This is a genomic window from Streptomyces aquilus, from assembly GCF_003955715.1.
In the GTDB taxonomy this organism is placed as follows: Bacteria; Actinomycetota; Actinomycetes; order Streptomycetales; family Streptomycetaceae; genus Streptomyces; species Streptomyces aquilus.
Window position 1 is genome coordinate 8753867 of the sequence record NZ_CP034463.1, and the last position, 13937, is coordinate 8767803.

Below are 13937 nucleotides of genomic sequence, written 5' to 3' on the forward strand. Positions count from 1 at the left end.
CGAGACGCCACCCATGCGGGTCGTCTTCCGTGCCGACGCCGCCACGTCGGCGACCGCGGGGGAGGCCCAACGGCTCGGTCTGCGAAGGCTGTTGGTGGTCTCCGGCACGCACGGCGCCGACACCGCACAGGCGGTCGCCGACTCCCTCGGCCCGGCCTGCGCGGGCCTGCACACCGGGGCCAGGATGCATGTCCCCGTCGAAGTCGCCGACCGTGCGGTGCAGGTGGCCCTCGCCGCGGACGCGGACGGCTGTGTCGCGGTCGGCGGCGGCTCGGCCATCGGCCTCGGCAAGGCGATCGCGCTGCGCACCGGCCTGCCACTGATCGCCGTCCCCTCCACGTACTCCGGCTCGGAGGCGACGCCGGTGTGGGGCCTGACCGAGCACGGCGCCAAACGCACCGGCCGCGACCAGGCCGTCCTGCCCCGCAGCATCGTCTACGACCCCGAGCTCACCCTCCCCCTCCCCGTCCCGCTCTCCGTCACCAGCGGCGTCAACGCGATCGCCCACGCCGTCGAGGCCCTGTACGCCCCCGACACCTCACCCCTGATCGCGCTGACCGCCGAGGAGGGCTTCCGCGCCATGGCCGGTGCGCTGCCCCGACTGGCCGCCGATCCCCGGAACCTGGACGCCCGTGGCCGCGCCCTCTACGGCGCCTGGCTCTGCGGCTCCTGCCTGGGCGCCACCACCATGGGCCTGCACCACAAGCTCTGCCATGTCCTCGGCGGCACCTTCGGCCTGCCCCACGCCGAGACCCACACCGTGGTCCTGCCGTACGCCCTGGCGTACAACGCCCCGGCGGCTCCCGAGGCGGCGACCGCCGTGGCCCGCGCCCTGGACGCGGCCGACGCCCCAACGGCTCTGTGGCGACTGGCCGGAGACCTGGGCGCGCCGCGCTCGCTCGCGGAACTGGGCCTGAAGGAGGCCGACTTGACGGTGGCGGCCGAGCAGGCGGCGGGTCAGGCGTACCCCAACCCGAGGGAGGTCACGGCGGACGGTGTGCTGGCGCTGCTGCGGGCGGCGTTCGAGGGCGCGGCGCCGGAGCGGTCGTAGGGCAGGAAGGGTGCCTCGCTCCGAGGGGCGGCGCGGTCGGTGGCTTCAGGCCTTCGCGTAGGCGGGCACGGTCGGCTTCTTCAGGATGAACCGGGTGGAGTGGTCCGTCAGGTCGGCCGCGGCCGCGCCGTGAGGATGCCGAGCGCGTTCGCCCCGACGACGGCCGCGATCCCCGCCCACTCCGGCCCGCCCAGCCCCTGCCCGAGGACCACCCACCCCACCACGGCCGCCAGAACCGGGTTGACGCTCATGAACAGGCCGAACACCGGGGCCGGCACCCGCCGCAGCGTGAACAGGTCGGCGAGGTAGGGCACCGCCGAGGACAGCACCCCGGCGGCCACCGCACAGCCGGCCGCCTCCGGAGTCGGCGGACGGTGCACGGCGACCACGATCCCGACCGGCAGGAACATCAGCGCCGACACCATGGCCGCGGCCGCCGAGCCCTGCGCTCCGGGCAGCCGGCTGCCGACGGTGCGGTTGAGGAGGATGTACGACGCCCAGCAGGCGGCGGCCAGCAGCCCGAGCCCCATGCCCAGGTAGTCGGTGGAGGGCTGCGGCCGCATCAGCGTCACCACCCCCGCGGTCGCCAGCAGCGCACAGCACGCGTCCACCCGGCGCCGCGTGGCGGCCAGGGCGATGGCGAGCGGGCCGAGGAACTCCAGGGTCACCGCCAGCCCCAGCCCGACGCGGTCGACGGCCGTGTAGAGGGACAGGTTCATGGTCCCGAACACCACGGCCAGCAGCAGCACCGGCCACCACTGGCGCCAGGTGAACGACCGCAGCCGCGGCCTGCCGACCGTCAACAGCACGGCAGCGGCCACGTACTGACGGACCGCCACGACTCCCACGGGGCCGATGACGGGGAAGGCGAGCGAACCGATCGCGGCGCCGACCTGGTTGGACAGTCCACTGCCGGCCATCGTGGCCACCCCGGCGACGGAGACGCCGGAGCGCTGCCGGGCGCCGGTGGCGGGCAGGGGAGGGGCGGCGGGGCGTGCGGGGGCTCCTTGCATACGCCGATCGTCGGTGCGCCCGACGCTTGCGCAAAATGCATCTGCTTCTTTGTCTATACGCTTGAGTTATGGATGTGGAGCTTCGACAGCTGCGTTGCCTCGTCGCCATCGTCGACGAAGGCACCTTCACCGACGCCGCCCTCGCCCTCGGAGTGTCCCAGGCGGCCGTCTCGCGCACCCTGGCCTCGCTCGAACGCTCGCTGGGCGTACGGCTGTTGCGGCGCACCTCGCGCGAGGTGACCCCGACCGGCGCCGGGGTACGGGTCGTCGCGCACGCCCGCCGGGTGCTCGCCGAGGTCGACGACCTGGTCCGCGAGGCCATCTCGGGCCACGCCCATCTGCGCATCGGCTACGCCTGGGCGGCGCTCGGCCGGCACACGCTGCCCTTCCAGCGCCGCTGGGGCCGGGAGCGTCCGGAGACCGACCTGCACCTGGTGCGCGTCAACTCGCCGACCGCCGGGCTCGCCGAGGGCGCGTGCGATCTGGCCGTCGTACGCCGGGAGTTGGACGACCGGCGGTTCGAGTCGGCCATCGTCGGCCTGGAGCGGCGGCTGTGCGCGATGGCCGCCGACGATCCGCTGGCCCGGCGCCGGTCGGTGCGGATGGCCGACCTCGCGGGGCGGACGCTGCTGGTGGACCGCCGTACCGGCACCACCACCCCCGACCTGTGGCCGGCGGAGGCCCGTCCGGCCACCGAGGAGACGCACGACGTCGACGACTGGCTGACCGTGATCGCCACCGGCCGGTGCGTGGGGATGACGGCCGAGTCGACCGCCAACCAGTACCCGCGGCCCGGGGTCGTCTACCGGCCGGTGCGTGACGGGGAGCCGATCGCCGTGCGGCTCGCCTGGTGGCGGGACGACCCGCACCCAGCGACACAGGCCGTGATGGAGCTGCTCACGACGCTGTACCGGGAGGGGTGAGCAATACGGCGGACAAGATTGTTGACAATCTTGATTGAGTGGATTTACGTTCGACAGGCACGCACTCAGGGAGGGCGACGATGCCGAAAGAAGCCCGTCCGAGCACCGGGGAGCAGGCCAAACAGCATGCGCTCGGGCAGCTGCGGCAGGCGATCCTGCACGGCGAGATGGCACCGGCGCAGCGGCTGGTGGAGAACGAACTCGCCGAGCAGTTCGGTGTGACACGGGCCAGCATCCGGGCCGCGCTCATCGATCTGGAGGCCCAGGGCCTCGTCGAGCGGATCCGCAACCGGGGTTCCCGGGTGCGGGTGGTGACCGTGGCGGAAGCGGTCGCCATCACCGAGTGCCGGATGGTCCTCGAAGGGCTCTGCGCGGCGAAGGCCGCCGTCACCGCCAGTGACGAGCAGCTCGCCGAGCTGACCGAGCTGGGCACGGCGATGACCAAGGCCGTCGCCGACGGCGAGCCGATGACCTACTCCGAGCTCAACCAGGAGCTCCACGCCAAGGTCCGGGAGTTCTCCGGCCAGCGGACGGCCGTGGAACTGCTGGAGCGGCTCAACGCCCAACTGGTGCGCCACCGCTTCCAGTTGGCGCTGCGGCCCGGGCGTCCGCAGCGCTCCCTGAACGAGCACCTGGCGATGATCGAGGCGATCGGGGCCAGGGACCCGCAGGCGGCCGAAGCGGCCGTCCGCGCCCACCTCACCAGCGTGATCGAGGCGCTGCGCGACTGATCACCACGGACCGGGGCGGGCGCTCACCTGTGACCAAGGGAGATCGCAGCAATGACCCAGGCCAACGCGCCCGCCGGGCCACGGTCCACTCTCGTCGTCACCGCACACGCCGGCGACTTCGTGTGGCGGGCCGGCGGGGCCATCGCCCTCGCGGCGTCCCGCGGCGAGAAGGTCACCATCGCCTGTCTGACCTTCGGTGAGCGCGGCGAGTCCGCCAAGGCGTGGCGCGAGGGGAAGAAGCTGGAGGAGATCAAGGCGATACGCCGGGACGAGGCCGAGCGCGCCGCCGCCACCCTCGGTGCCGAGGTCCGCTTCTTCGACGCCGGCGACTACCCGCTGCTGGTCACCCCCGAACTGACCGACCGGCTCGTGGAGGTGTACCGCGACACCCAGCCCGACGTCGTGCTCACCCACCCCGCCGAGGACCCGTACAACGGCGACCACCCGGCCGCGCACCGCATGGCCCTGGAGGCCAGGGTCCTCGCCCAGGCCATCGGCTACCCCGGCCCCGGCGAGATCATCGGTGCTCCGCCGGTCTTCTTCTTCGAGCCGCACCAGCCCGAGATGAGCGGCTTCAGGCCCGAGGTCCTCCTCGACATCACCGAGGTGTGGGACACCAAGCGCACGGCCATGGAGTGCCTCGGCGCCCAGCAGCACCTGTGGGAGTACTACACCGACCTCGCCGTCCGCCGCGGTGTCCAGCTCAAGCGCAACGCCGGGCCGAACCTGGGCCTGGCCCACAGGACCATGGCCGAGGCGTACATGCGTCCCTACCCGCAGATCGCGAAGGAGCTGGCATGAGCGGCGTGATCGTCACCGACCCGCCGAAGGCGGCGCTGAAGGACGTCGACGCACTGGCCGGCTTCGGCGTGGCGACGGTGAGCGAGGCCATGGGCCGAACCGGCTTGCTGGGCCCGGGGATTCGTCCCGTGCAGCAGGGTGTACGGGTCGCCGGCACCGCCGTCACCGTGCTCAGCTGGCCCGGCGACAACCTCATGATCCACGCCGCCGTCGAGCAGTGCGGCGAGGGCGACCTCCTGGTCGTCACCACCACCTCCCCGTGCACGGACGGCCTGTTCGGCGAGCTGTTCGCAACCGCCTTGCGGCGGCGGGGAGTTCGGGGCGTCGTGCTGAACACCGGCATCCGCGACACCCGGGAACTGCGCGCCATGGGCTTCGCCGCCTGGTCCCGTGCCGTCTCCTCGCAGGGCACCGTCAAGGCCACCGGCGGCTCCGTCAACGTGCCGATCGCCATCGACGGCCAGGTCGTCCGCCCCGGCGACGCGATCCTCGCCGACGACGACGGTGTGGTGGTCGTCCCGCGCGAGCGCGTCCGCGAGACGGTCGAGAAGTCCGAGGCCCGCGAGGCCAAGGAGGCAGCCACCCGGGCCGCCTTCCTCGACGGCCAACTCGGGCTGGACCGCTACGGGTTGCGGGAGACCCTCCAGCGGCTCGGCGTCGAGTACCGGACCTACGCGGAGTACGAGGGAGGGCGGCCGTGACCTCCCTGCCCACAGCGCCCTCCGCGCCCACAGCGCCCTCCGCGCCCACAGCGCCCTCCGCGCCCTCCGCGCCCTCCGTGCCCGAGGGGGTGCCCTGTCTGCTGATGCGCGGCGGCACCTCCAAGGGTGCCTACTTCCTTGCCGCCGACCTCCCCGCCGACCCGGACGTACGCGACGAGCTGCTCCTGCGCGTCATGGGCAGCCCCGACGAACGGCAGATCGACGGCCTCGGCGGGGCGCACCCGCTCACCAGCAAGGTGGCCGTGGTCTCGCCCTCGTCCGCCCCGGGCGCCGACGTCGACTATCTCTTCCTCCAAGTCGCCGTCGACCGGGCCGAGGTGAGCGGCCGTCAGAACTGCGGCAACATCCTCGCCGGCGTCGGCCCGTTCGCCGTCGAGCGGGGCCTGGTGCCGGCGGGGGAGGACGCCACCTCCGTCCGCATCAGGATGGTCAACAGCGGCGACCTCGCCACCGCGACCTTCCCCACCCCGGGCGGTCGGGTCGACTACACGGGCGAGGCCCGGATCTCCGGAGTGCCGGGTACGGCCGCCGCGGTCGTCCTCGAATTCCCGGCGGGAGCAGGGAAGTTGCTGCCCACCGGCAACGCCCGGGACGTCATCGACGGCATCCCGGTCACCTGCGTGGACAACGGCATGCCGACCGTGCTGATCGCCGCCGGTGAGCTGAAGGTCACCGGGTACGAGACACCCAAGGACCTTGAGGATGACCTGGCGCTCGCCGAACGGCTGCGCGAGATCCGCCTGGCGGCCGGCCGGCTGATGGGGCTCGGTGACGTGTCGGACACGACCGTCCCCAAGCTGACCCTGCTCGCCCCGCCCCGCGAGGGCGGCGCGATCTGCACCCGCACCTTCATACCCGTCCGCTGCCACACCTCGATCGGTGTGCTCGGCGCGGCCGGTGTCGCCGCCGGGCTGCGGATCGACGGCGGGGTGGGCGCGGAGCCGGCGGAGCTGTCCCCCGACAGTGACCGCATACGCATAGAACATCCCACCGGATTCCTGGACATCGAAAGCAGCCTCGGCACCACCCCCGACGGCCTGCCCCGCGCCCGCCGCACCGCCGTGGTGCGCACGGCCCGCAAGATCTTCGACGGCACCGTCTTCCCCCGGGCCGCCGCACGACCCCGAGGAGGTCACCGATGACTCCGCCCCTCGGCGACATCGCGCACATCGGCCACGCCCAGCTGTTCACCCCCGACCTGGACGCCAGTGTCGCCTTCTTCACCGACTACCTGGGCCTCACGGTCAACGGCCAGGACGGCGACACCGTCTACTTGCGGACCTTCGACGACTACGAGCACCACAGCCTCGTCCTCACCGCCCGCGAGCGGCCCGGCCTCGGGCGCCTCGCCCTGCGCACCTCCAGCGAGGAGGCCCTCCACCGCCGTATCAAGGCCAACGAGGAGGCGGGCGGCACCGGGAAGTGGGCCGAGGACGAACCCGGCCTCGGAAAGCTCTACGTCACCACCGACCCGGACGGCCACGAGCACGCCCTCTACTGGGAGAGCGAGCACTACCGGGCGCCGGACGAGTTCAGGCCCGCGCTGAAGAACCAGCCCCAGGCCAAACCCAACCGAGGCGTGGGCGTACGGCGGCTCGACCACGTCAACTTCCTCGCCGCCGACGTCCTCGCCAACGCCGAGTTCCAGCAGAACGTCCTCGGCGCCCGGCCGACGGAGCAGATCCAGCTGGACAGCGGGAAGATCGCGGCACGCTGGCTGACGTACACGAACAAGTCGTACGACGTCGTCCACACCTCGGACCGGACCGGGAGCGCCGGGCGACTGCACCACATCGCCTTCGCGACCGACACCCGCGAGGACATCCTGCGGGCGGCCGATCTCGCCATCGACAGCGGGGTGTTCATCGAAACGGGCCCGCACAAGCACGCCATCCAGCAGACGTTCTTCCTCTACGTCTACGAGCCGGGCGGCAACCGGATCGAGCTGTGCAACCCGCTCACCCGGCTGGTGCTCGCGCCCGACTGGCCGCTGATCACCTGGACCGAGGCGGAGCGCGAGAAGGGGCAGGCCTGGGGCCTGAAGACCATCGAGTCGTTCCACACGCACGGGACCCCGCCGGTCGCCTGACCAGGGCCGTTCGCGCGCCCGCTGGACGTGCGAACGGCGACGGGGGCCCGAGCGGTCAGGCGCCCGGGTGCTTGCGTACGCCGTCCAGCGCGATGCCCAGCACCCGGTCCCGCTGCGCCTCGTCCTCGAAAGCCGTCGCCATGATCCCCGAGACCATCCGCAGCAGATCCCCGAACTCCATGTCCCGCCGCACCTCACCCGCCTCCTGGGCCCGCGTGAACAACGGACCGCCCGCGGCGAACATCGACTCCCGGCACGCGGCGAACACCTCCGACTCCCCGTCGAGAGCCTCCCGCACCGCCCGCTTGGTCACCATGTACCCCGCGAACCGGTCGAGCCAGACCGTCAGCGCCTCCCACGGCTCCCGGTCCGCCACCTCCACCGCCAGCCGGCACAAGGCGTTGACCTCGTCCGCGTACACCGTCTCGAAGAGATGCCGCCGGGTCGGGAAGTTCCGGTACAGCGTGCCGATGCCGACACCCGCGCGGCGCGCGATGTCCTCCAGGGCCGCCTCGGCGCCGTGCTCGGCGAACGCCTCCCGCGCCGCGGCCAGCAGGGCGTCGTAGTTGCGGGCGGCGTCTTTCCGGGTGGGGCGGCGCGCCGCGACGAGCTCGGTGACGGGGAAGGACTGGGTGGTCACGGGCGCCTCCCGGAGGTGAAGCGGAGGTGTACCTCCGATACGGGTTGAAGCGGAGGTGGGCCTCCGGTAGAGTGGAGGCGTACCTCCACTTTAGCAGTCGAGGTGCCTCCTTCATCCTTTCCGCGACCGCTCCCAAGAGGCTCCGGCCGCACCTCGTGCTCGGAGAGGCTTCTCCATGCCCCGCAATTCCACCCGTCTCACCTTCGCGGTCCTCGCGACCGGTGCCGGCGTGTTCGCCATGCTCCAGTCGCTGATCGCGCCGGCCCTGCCGACCGTCCAGCACGCCCTGCACACCTCGCAGTCCACCGTGACCTGGGTGATGACGGCGTACCTGCTGTCCGCGTCGATCTTCACCCCGATCCTCGGCCGCGTCGGCGACCTGATCGGCAAGAAGCGCACCCTCGTCGCCGTCCTGGTGACGGTGGCGGTCGGCTGTCTGCTGGCCGCGCTGGCGCCCAGCATCGGCGTCCTGATCGTCGCCCGGGTCGTCCAGGGCGTCGGCGGCGCCCTGTTCCCGCTGTCCTTCGGCATCATCAGGGACGAGTTCGCCGCGTCCGAGGTGAGCAGGAGCATCAGCAACCTGTCCGCCGTGATCGCCGCCGGTGGTGGCGTCGGCATCGTCGCCGCCGGACCGATCGTCTCCGCGCTCGACTACCGCTGGCTGTTCTGGATCCCGGTCGCCGTCGTCGCGGTCGCCACACTCATCGCCGTACGGTATGTGCCCGAGTCGCCCAACCGGGCCGAGGGCAGCGTCAACTGGCTCGGTGCCGGGCTGCTGTCGGCGTGGCTGGTGGCGCTGCTGCTGCCGCTCAGCCAGGCCGCCGTCTGGGGATGGGGATCGGCCCGTGTACTCGGCCTGTTCGCCCTGGCCGTCGTCCTGTTCGCGCTGTGGCTGTACTCCGAGGCCCGCTCCCGTACCCCGCTGATCGACCTGCGGGTGATGCGGCTGCCCGCCGTGTGGACCACGAACACCGTGGCGCTGCTGTTCGGCGCGGGCATGTACGCGCTGTGGTCCTTCCTGCCGGGCTTCGTCCAGACGCCGACGACGGCCGGGTACGGCTTCGGCGCGAGCGTCACCGCGGCCGGGCTCCTGATGCTGCCGATGCTGGTGGCGATGTTCCTCTCCGGTGTGCTCGGCGGCCGCCTTGAGCCGGTGTTCGGGGCGAAGACGCTGCTGGTGACGGGCGCCGCGCTCGGTGCGGCGGCCGTCGGTCTGCTCGCCCTGTGGCACGACGAGCAGTGGCAGGTCGCTCTCGTCTCCGGCCTGTTCGGCCTCGGGATCGGGCTCGCCTTCGCCTCCATGGCCAACCTGATCGTGGGCAGCGTCCCGGCCGACCAGACGGGCGCCGCGACCGGCATGAACGCCAACATCCGCACCATCGGCGGCTCCATCGGCGCCGCCGTCACCAGCGTCCTGGTGACCGGACACCTCCAGCCGTCCGGTCTGCCGTACGAGTCCGGATACACCCACGGCTTCACGCTGCTGGCGCTGCTGTTGCTCGCGGCGTCCCTGGCCGCGCTGCTCGTCCCCGTCCGGCGGGCCGTACGGCAGGTCATCGTGGACACCCCGGCCCCCCGGGAGACCGCCGCCACCCGGGGCTGACGTCCCGCCAGTCGGACCGGCCGCGCGCGTAAGGTAGGGTTTACCTGCGCGTTCACACGGAACACCCGTGGCGATCGCGGCCGGGACGTGGCGCAGCTTGGTAGCGCACTTGACTGGGGGTCAAGGGGTCGCAGGTTCAAATCCTGTCGTCCCGACGGCAGACGAGGGGCCCCGCGGGCGAAAGCTCGCGGGGCCCCTTTCTTTGTTGCTCTCAGGCGTTCCCTTGCCGCACTCAGGCGTTCGGGTCGAAGGGGATGCCGGACGGCTTGGACGCGGCGAGGGCGTACTGGAAGTCGCCGTCGTCGATCTTGAGGGTGGCCGAGCCGAAGTCCGCGCTCAGGAGCTTGTCGCGGTAGCCGGCCGGGTAGCCGTTCCAGCCGACGAGGCGGGGGAAGAACCAGCCGCCCGTGACGTTCTCCGGCGGCTCGTCATTGCCGGTCGCGAAGCGGAAGCAGTGGGTGGAGACACCGTCCTTGTGGTAGACGATCTTCGGGTGCGTGCCGTCGAAGCGGACCGACGAGCGCGCGGCCACCTGGTAGCCGCTGTGCTGGGACACGGACACGTACTGGACCTGGTCGCCGCTGATCCACACCACGACGTGTTCCCAGTCGTGCCGGTGCCCGATGGCCGCCGGGCCGAGGGTGGCCTGGTCCTTCTCGAAGTAGCTGGCGTACATCACTGCGCACCAGCCGTTGTCGCACTTCGCGCGCGAGTAGGTGTTGGCGTTGGCGAGCTGGGCGTAGTCGTGGCAGTGGCCGTTGACGTCGCCGCCGAGCTTCAGACCGGGGTTGAGGGTGCCGTCGGCGCCGATCGCGGCGGTCGCGTAGCAGCCGTCGCCGTCGTAGTCGTAGGCCGGGGAGAAGGTCTGCTCCAGGCCGTCGGCGTTCTGCGGGAGCAGGGTGAGGACGTTCGCGTGGGCGGACGTGGGGACGGTCACGACGAGGGCCAGGGCGGCGAGGAGTGCCGAGGCGAGCGGTCTCGACTTGGGCATGACGAGGGCTCCTTGTCAGCAGTAGAGGTTGCCGCCCGGCGCGACGCCGAGGATCGAGGTGAACCGGTTGTAGGCGTCGACGCGGCTCTGCACCTGCGCCGGGTTCCTGCCGTCGCACTCCAGGGAGCCGTTGATGGAGCGGATGGTCTGGCCGAAGCCGGCCTGGTTGACCATGGCGTTGTGCGGGGTCATGGTGCCGGGGCCGGACTGGGTGTTCCAGTACCACAGGCCGGTCTTCCAGGCCACGGACGCGTCGTTCTGCACCAGCCAGGGGTTGTTGAGCAGGTCAAGGCCCAACGCGTCCCCGGCCGCCTTGTAGTTGAAGTTCCAGCTGAGCTGGATGGGGCCGCGACCGTAGTAGGCGGCCTGGCCGGCCGGGCAGCCGTACGACTGGCTCCAGTCGCAGTAGTGGGGGTAGTTGGCGGTGTTCTGCTCGACGACGTACACCAGGCCGCCGGTCTCGTGGTTGACGTTGGCGAGGAAGGCGGCGGCCTCCTGCTTCTTCACGGTGTCGCTGCCGGTGTTCGCGAAGCCCGGGTACGAGCTCAGCGCCGCGACCAGCCCGCTGTAGCTGTAGAACGCATTCCGGTTCGGGAACATCTGGTTGAACTGTGCCTCGGACACCACGAACCCGGACGGGGTGCCGCCCCCGCCGCTCGCGGGCGCGTTCCACTTCTGGTTGGCCGTGCCGGCGCAGGTCCAGATCTGCAGCCGGGTGCCGTTGGCGCTGTTGTTGTCGCGGACGTCCAGGCACTTGTTCGCGGCCGGGTTGACGATGTCGCGGGCCGCGCTCACCACCCACTGCTGGTTGGCGCCACCGTTGCAGTCCCACAGCTGGACGGCGGCCCCGTCGGCGGTGCTGCGGTCGACGACGTCCAGACACTTGCCGAGCGCCCGGAGCGTGCCGTCACCGGAGTTGGACCAGAGCTGGGCGCCGGTGCCGTTGCAGTCGTAGAGCTGTACGGCGGTGCCGTTCGCGGCGTTCGCGCCCGCCACGTCGACGCACTTGCCGGCGAGCCCGGATATCGAGCCGCTGGCGGCGTGCGCCGGGGTCACGGTCAGCAGTGCGGTGAGGACGGCGAACAGCGCGGCGAGGACCGGGAGTCGGGCCGCGCGAAGGGAGAAGGGCATGGTGGGGACGCTCCTGAGGGGGGTGTCGGGGGGTGAGCGGGCGTCACACGGGTGTTGCTGACCCGGAACCTAAAGGTCTGGACCAATTCCGTCAAGGGGTGAAGTAAGCCTTGAGGGAAGGGAGTTGCCGACGGGTCGCCGCCCCGTTGCCGACCGTTTGCCGACCCGGCCCGGGCGGGCTCGCCGCGCACGCTGTCGCCGGCCTGCCTCGGCCCGGCCCCCTACGCCCGCGCCCAGGCGGCCGGCCGCGACGAGCTCATCCTCGTACCGACCGGATCGGGGCCGGACCGGATCGACCTGTCGGCCGAAGGCGTCGCCTGAGCCGTCACCCGAGCTGTCCCGGAGTCAGAGGAGCACGGCCATCCGGACGGTCACGTCGTCGTCGGTCGTCAGGCTCCGGGGCCTGCGCACGGCTGCCTTGAGCGGCAGCAGATAGCGGCCGTCCTTGGGGAAGAGCGAGGTGGTGAAGGCGGCCTCGCCGATGCTCGCCTCGACCGGGATCACCCCCCAGCCGTACGAGGCCGCCGTCGCCACCTCGCGGATGTCGGCGGACTCCTCGTCCGGCACAGGAACGAAGTAGTACGGCGCCGGGCCGTGCCACTCGATCACCCGACCGGTGAAGACCAGTTCCATGGGGCGTCAGCGTACGGGAACCCCGGGCGCCCTCGGGCGGGACCTTCACCGGTCCGTGACCGGCCCGTGGACGCCCTCTTGACGTCGCGCGGCGGCCGATCGACACTCCAGATGGGAATCCTAGTGAACAGGTAGGGAAGCATGAGGCGCCTTGAATCGGTCGACGGCCGCGTGAGCCGCACGTCTCGGCCGTCGCCTCTTCTCACCTCCCGCCGGCACATCGACCTCCAGCGCGTCTGCAGCGCCATCGGCGCCCGCGGCTGACCCGGTCGCCGTTCCCTGTCGCGTCCGCCGTGCCGCCGGGCACGGTCACGTCCCCTCCTTCTGGCCCGACGTCGCTTCCGCCGCGCGTACGTCCGCGCGCCCACCCCCGGGGAGATCCATGTCCGTCACACCGCTCGCCCCCGTCCCGACCACGCAGCCCACCCCCGCGTTCCGGGGCCGGATCGGCCGGGACGCGCGCAGCGGGCACTACGCCGTGCCGCGCCGCTACCGGCTCCATCTGTCGACCGCGTGTCCCGACGGCCTGCGCATCGCCGTCGTCCACAGCCTGCTCGGCCTCGCCGAGGCCTGCCCCGTGACCTTCCTGGACGCCGTCCCCGACTGTCCCGACGGCGGACACTCCGCACTGCGCCCGCTGTACGAGGCGAGCGCGCACCGCTACACCGGGGCGGCCGCCGGGCCGGTCCTCAGCGACGACTGGTCGGGCCGCATCGTCAGCACCCACGCCCCGGACATCACCCGCGACCTGGCCCGGCACTTCGGCGGCGGCCGTGCGGCGCTGTACCCGTGCGGCGCGGAGTCGGAGACCGAGGCCGTCGAGCGGCTGTGCGCGGACGGCATCGAGCGGGCCGCCCAGAACGCCGGATCGGCCGGCGGCGACCCGGCCGCGCTCGACAAGCTGTTGGAGACCCTCGGCGCGCTGGAGCGCTGGCTCGCCGGACGCGCGTACCTGATCCGCGATCAGATCACCGCGGCCGACGTCGAGTTGTGGTGCACGCTCGTCCAGCTCGACACCGTGCACCGCCATCACCTGGACGCCTCCGCCGTGCAGCGGATCGCCGACCACCCCGAACTGTGGGCGTACGCCCGCCGGTTGGCCGCCCACCCCGCCTTCGGCGCCCACCTCGACCTCGACGGCATCGCCCGCCGCCACCACGCCCGCTGTCGCGGCCTGGAGGCCGCCGGGTCGGCCGTACAGATCCTGGACTGGGCCGCGCACACCGCCCACGTGGTGGAACGGCGTTGACATCCGTTCGGGCGCATGTTTTAACTTACGCCCCAGAACGGTCATGAGTGTCAGCGACAAGCCCTGGCTTGCTGACCGGCAACCCTCGCTCCGCGGTGGGGTGCCCCAGGTGACGACCGGACCGACGACATATCGGTAAGCGCGAGGGCCCCCGACGGGCCGGAAGAACACGGTGACGGACATGTACGCAGCTCCCAGGACGGCCCCGCGCCGCTCCCGCGGCTGCGTACTGCCGTACGTGGACCTGCTCGTCGCCGACCGGGCCGTCGATCTGCTCCGCGTGAACAGCGCACTGTGTACCGCACCGGGCCGTGCCCGCTGTCGGGGCTGACCTCTCCACCTCCGCAGCCCCGCCCCCGA

The 13937-nt window shown here is 72.0% G+C and carries 16 protein-coding genes, 1 tRNA gene and 1 riboswitch; of the genes, 12 read left to right on the top strand and 5 right to left on the bottom strand.

Annotated features, from left to right (window positions below):
* The first annotated feature begins 13 nt into the window (after nt 1–13).
* Nucleotides 14–1051 (top strand): maleylacetate reductase, encoded by a 1038-nt coding sequence (locus tag EJC51_RS40055; RefSeq protein ID WP_126277312.1) that lies wholly within the window; start codon nt 14–16, stop codon nt 1049–1051.
* Nucleotides 1052–1158: 107 nt separating this feature from the next.
* On the opposite strand, the gene EJC51_RS40060 is transcribed toward EJC51_RS40055, so the two are convergent.
* Nucleotides 1159–2064, bottom strand: a complete 906-nt coding sequence (locus EJC51_RS40060) for an EamA family transporter (protein ID WP_126275563.1) — start codon at nt 2062–2064, stop codon at nt 1159–1161.
* A 68-nt stretch (nt 2065–2132) separates the two neighbouring features.
* Here EJC51_RS40060 and EJC51_RS40065 point away from each other — a divergent pair, with 68 nt between their 5' ends.
* The 6 genes from EJC51_RS40065 to EJC51_RS40090 all read left to right on the top strand — a co-directional run bounded on the left by EJC51_RS40065 (nt 2133) and on the right by EJC51_RS40090 (nt 7330).
* Entirely contained in the window at nt 2133–2987 is an 855-nt protein-coding gene (locus EJC51_RS40065) for a LysR family transcriptional regulator (protein WP_126275564.1), read from the top strand.
* An 80-nt stretch (nt 2988–3067) separates the two neighbouring features.
* Nucleotides 3068–3718, top strand: coding sequence for a GntR family transcriptional regulator (locus EJC51_RS40070; protein ID WP_126275565.1), 651 nt, complete (start codon nt 3068–3070; stop codon nt 3716–3718).
* A 51-nt stretch (nt 3719–3769) separates the two neighbouring features.
* Nucleotides 3770–4519 carry a PIG-L deacetylase family protein gene (locus tag EJC51_RS40075; RefSeq protein ID WP_126275566.1) on the top strand — a complete coding sequence of 250 codons (750 nt, stop codon included), beginning with the start codon at nt 3770–3772 and terminating at the stop codon, nt 4517–4519.
* Nucleotides 4516–5220, top strand: a complete 705-nt coding sequence (locus EJC51_RS40080; protein ID WP_126275567.1) for a 4-carboxy-4-hydroxy-2-oxoadipate aldolase/oxaloacetate decarboxylase — start codon at nt 4516–4518, stop codon at nt 5218–5220. The genes EJC51_RS40075 and EJC51_RS40080 overlap by 4 nt, the downstream gene beginning before the upstream one ends.
* A gap of 77 nt (nt 5221–5297) precedes the next feature.
* The gene (locus EJC51_RS40085; RefSeq protein ID WP_279631447.1) at nt 5298–6383 is read left to right on the top strand and encodes a 4-oxalomesaconate tautomerase; all 1086 of its coding nucleotides are present in this window, start codon (nt 5298–5300) and stop codon (nt 6381–6383) included.
* The gene (locus EJC51_RS40090; RefSeq protein WP_126275568.1) at nt 6380–7330 is read left to right on the top strand and encodes a VOC family protein; all 951 of its coding nucleotides are present in this window, start codon (nt 6380–6382) and stop codon (nt 7328–7330) included. Before EJC51_RS40085 ends, EJC51_RS40090 begins: the two co-directional genes overlap by 4 nt.
* 55 nt (nt 7331–7385) lie before the next feature.
* On the opposite strand, the gene EJC51_RS40095 is transcribed toward EJC51_RS40090, so the two are convergent.
* Nucleotides 7386–7970, bottom strand: a complete 585-nt coding sequence (locus EJC51_RS40095) for a TetR/AcrR family transcriptional regulator (protein WP_126275569.1) — start codon at nt 7968–7970, stop codon at nt 7386–7388.
* A 175-nt stretch (nt 7971–8145) separates the two neighbouring features.
* On the opposite strand from EJC51_RS40095, the gene EJC51_RS40100 reads away from it, so the two are divergent.
* Both EJC51_RS40100 and EJC51_RS40105 read left to right on the top strand, forming a co-directional pair.
* Complete coding sequence (locus EJC51_RS40100) at nt 8146–9573, top strand: MFS transporter (protein ID WP_126275570.1); 1428 nt, start codon at nt 8146–8148, stop codon at nt 9571–9573.
* A gap of 81 nt (nt 9574–9654) precedes the next feature.
* Nucleotides 9655–9728 (top strand) — tRNA-Pro (locus tag EJC51_RS40105).
* A 77-nt stretch (nt 9729–9805) separates the two neighbouring features.
* Here the strand turns inward: EJC51_RS40105 and EJC51_RS40110 are convergent.
* The 3 genes from EJC51_RS40110 to EJC51_RS40120 form a co-directional block, all read right to left on the bottom strand.
* A complete protein-coding gene (locus EJC51_RS40110; protein ID WP_126275571.1) occupies nt 9806–10564 on the bottom strand; it encodes an NPP1 family protein in 759 nt (252 codons plus the stop codon).
* Nucleotides 10565–10579: 15 nt separating this feature from the next.
* Nucleotides 10580–11695, bottom strand: coding sequence for a chitinase (locus EJC51_RS40115; RefSeq protein WP_126275572.1), 1116 nt, complete (start codon nt 11693–11695; stop codon nt 10580–10582).
* Between the two features lie 345 nt (nt 11696–12040).
* A complete protein-coding gene (locus tag EJC51_RS40120; RefSeq protein WP_126275573.1) occupies nt 12041–12328 on the bottom strand; it encodes a DUF1905 domain-containing protein in 288 nt (95 codons plus the stop codon).
* Between the two features lie 141 nt (nt 12329–12469).
* Between EJC51_RS40120 and EJC51_RS49435 the strand changes: the two genes are divergently transcribed.
* The 3 genes from EJC51_RS49435 to EJC51_RS47995 all read left to right on the top strand — a co-directional run bounded on the left by EJC51_RS49435 (nt 12470) and on the right by EJC51_RS47995 (nt 13908).
* A complete protein-coding gene (locus EJC51_RS49435; RefSeq protein WP_341870704.1) occupies nt 12470–12592 on the top strand; it encodes a putative leader peptide in 123 nt (40 codons plus the stop codon).
* A 118-nt stretch (nt 12593–12710) separates the two neighbouring features.
* Nucleotides 12711–13577 (top strand): glutathione S-transferase C-terminal domain-containing protein, encoded by an 867-nt coding sequence (locus tag EJC51_RS40125; protein WP_126275574.1) that lies wholly within the window; start codon nt 12711–12713, stop codon nt 13575–13577.
* A gap of 39 nt (nt 13578–13616) precedes the next feature.
* A riboswitch (SAM riboswitch) is annotated at nt 13617–13725 on the top strand.
* A gap of 33 nt (nt 13726–13758) precedes the next feature.
* Nucleotides 13759–13908, top strand: a complete 150-nt coding sequence (locus EJC51_RS47995; RefSeq protein WP_165951096.1) for a hypothetical protein — start codon at nt 13759–13761, stop codon at nt 13906–13908.
* The last annotated feature ends 29 nt before the right edge of the window (nt 13909–13937 follow it).

What these genes read in the sequence shown, in the direction of transcription:
- EJC51_RS40055 (WP_126277312.1), top strand. Translation starts at nt 14, where the DNA reads ATGCGGGTCGTCTTCCGTGCCGACGCCGCCACGTCGGCGACCGCGGGG.
- EJC51_RS40110 (WP_126275571.1), bottom strand. Translation starts at nt 10,564, where the DNA reads ATGCCCAAGTCGAGACCGCTCGCCTCGGCACTCCTCGCCGCCCTGGCC.
- EJC51_RS40090 (WP_126275568.1), top strand. Translation starts at nt 6,380, where the DNA reads ATGACTCCGCCCCTCGGCGACATCGCGCACATCGGCCACGCCCAGCTG.
- EJC51_RS40065 (WP_126275564.1), top strand. Translation starts at nt 2,133, where the DNA reads ATGGATGTGGAGCTTCGACAGCTGCGTTGCCTCGTCGCCATCGTCGAC.
- EJC51_RS40070 (WP_126275565.1), top strand. Translation starts at nt 3,068, where the DNA reads ATGCCGAAAGAAGCCCGTCCGAGCACCGGGGAGCAGGCCAAACAGCAT.
- EJC51_RS49435 (WP_341870704.1), top strand. Translation starts at nt 12,470, where the DNA reads ATGAGGCGCCTTGAATCGGTCGACGGCCGCGTGAGCCGCACGTCTCGG.
- EJC51_RS47995 (WP_165951096.1), top strand. Translation starts at nt 13,759, where the DNA reads ATGTACGCAGCTCCCAGGACGGCCCCGCGCCGCTCCCGCGGCTGCGTA.
- EJC51_RS40115 (WP_126275572.1), bottom strand. Translation starts at nt 11,695, where the DNA reads ATGCCCTTCTCCCTTCGCGCGGCCCGACTCCCGGTCCTCGCCGCGCTG.
- EJC51_RS40125 (WP_126275574.1), top strand. Translation starts at nt 12,711, where the DNA reads ATGTCCGTCACACCGCTCGCCCCCGTCCCGACCACGCAGCCCACCCCC.
- EJC51_RS40075 (WP_126275566.1), top strand. Translation starts at nt 3,770, where the DNA reads ATGACCCAGGCCAACGCGCCCGCCGGGCCACGGTCCACTCTCGTCGTC.
- EJC51_RS40120 (WP_126275573.1), bottom strand. Translation starts at nt 12,328, where the DNA reads ATGGAACTGGTCTTCACCGGTCGGGTGATCGAGTGGCACGGCCCGGCG.
- EJC51_RS40080 (WP_126275567.1), top strand. Translation starts at nt 4,516, where the DNA reads ATGAGCGGCGTGATCGTCACCGACCCGCCGAAGGCGGCGCTGAAGGAC.
- EJC51_RS40060 (WP_126275563.1), bottom strand. Translation starts at nt 2,064, where the DNA reads ATGCAAGGAGCCCCCGCACGCCCCGCCGCCCCTCCCCTGCCCGCCACC.
- EJC51_RS40100 (WP_126275570.1), top strand. Translation starts at nt 8,146, where the DNA reads ATGCCCCGCAATTCCACCCGTCTCACCTTCGCGGTCCTCGCGACCGGT.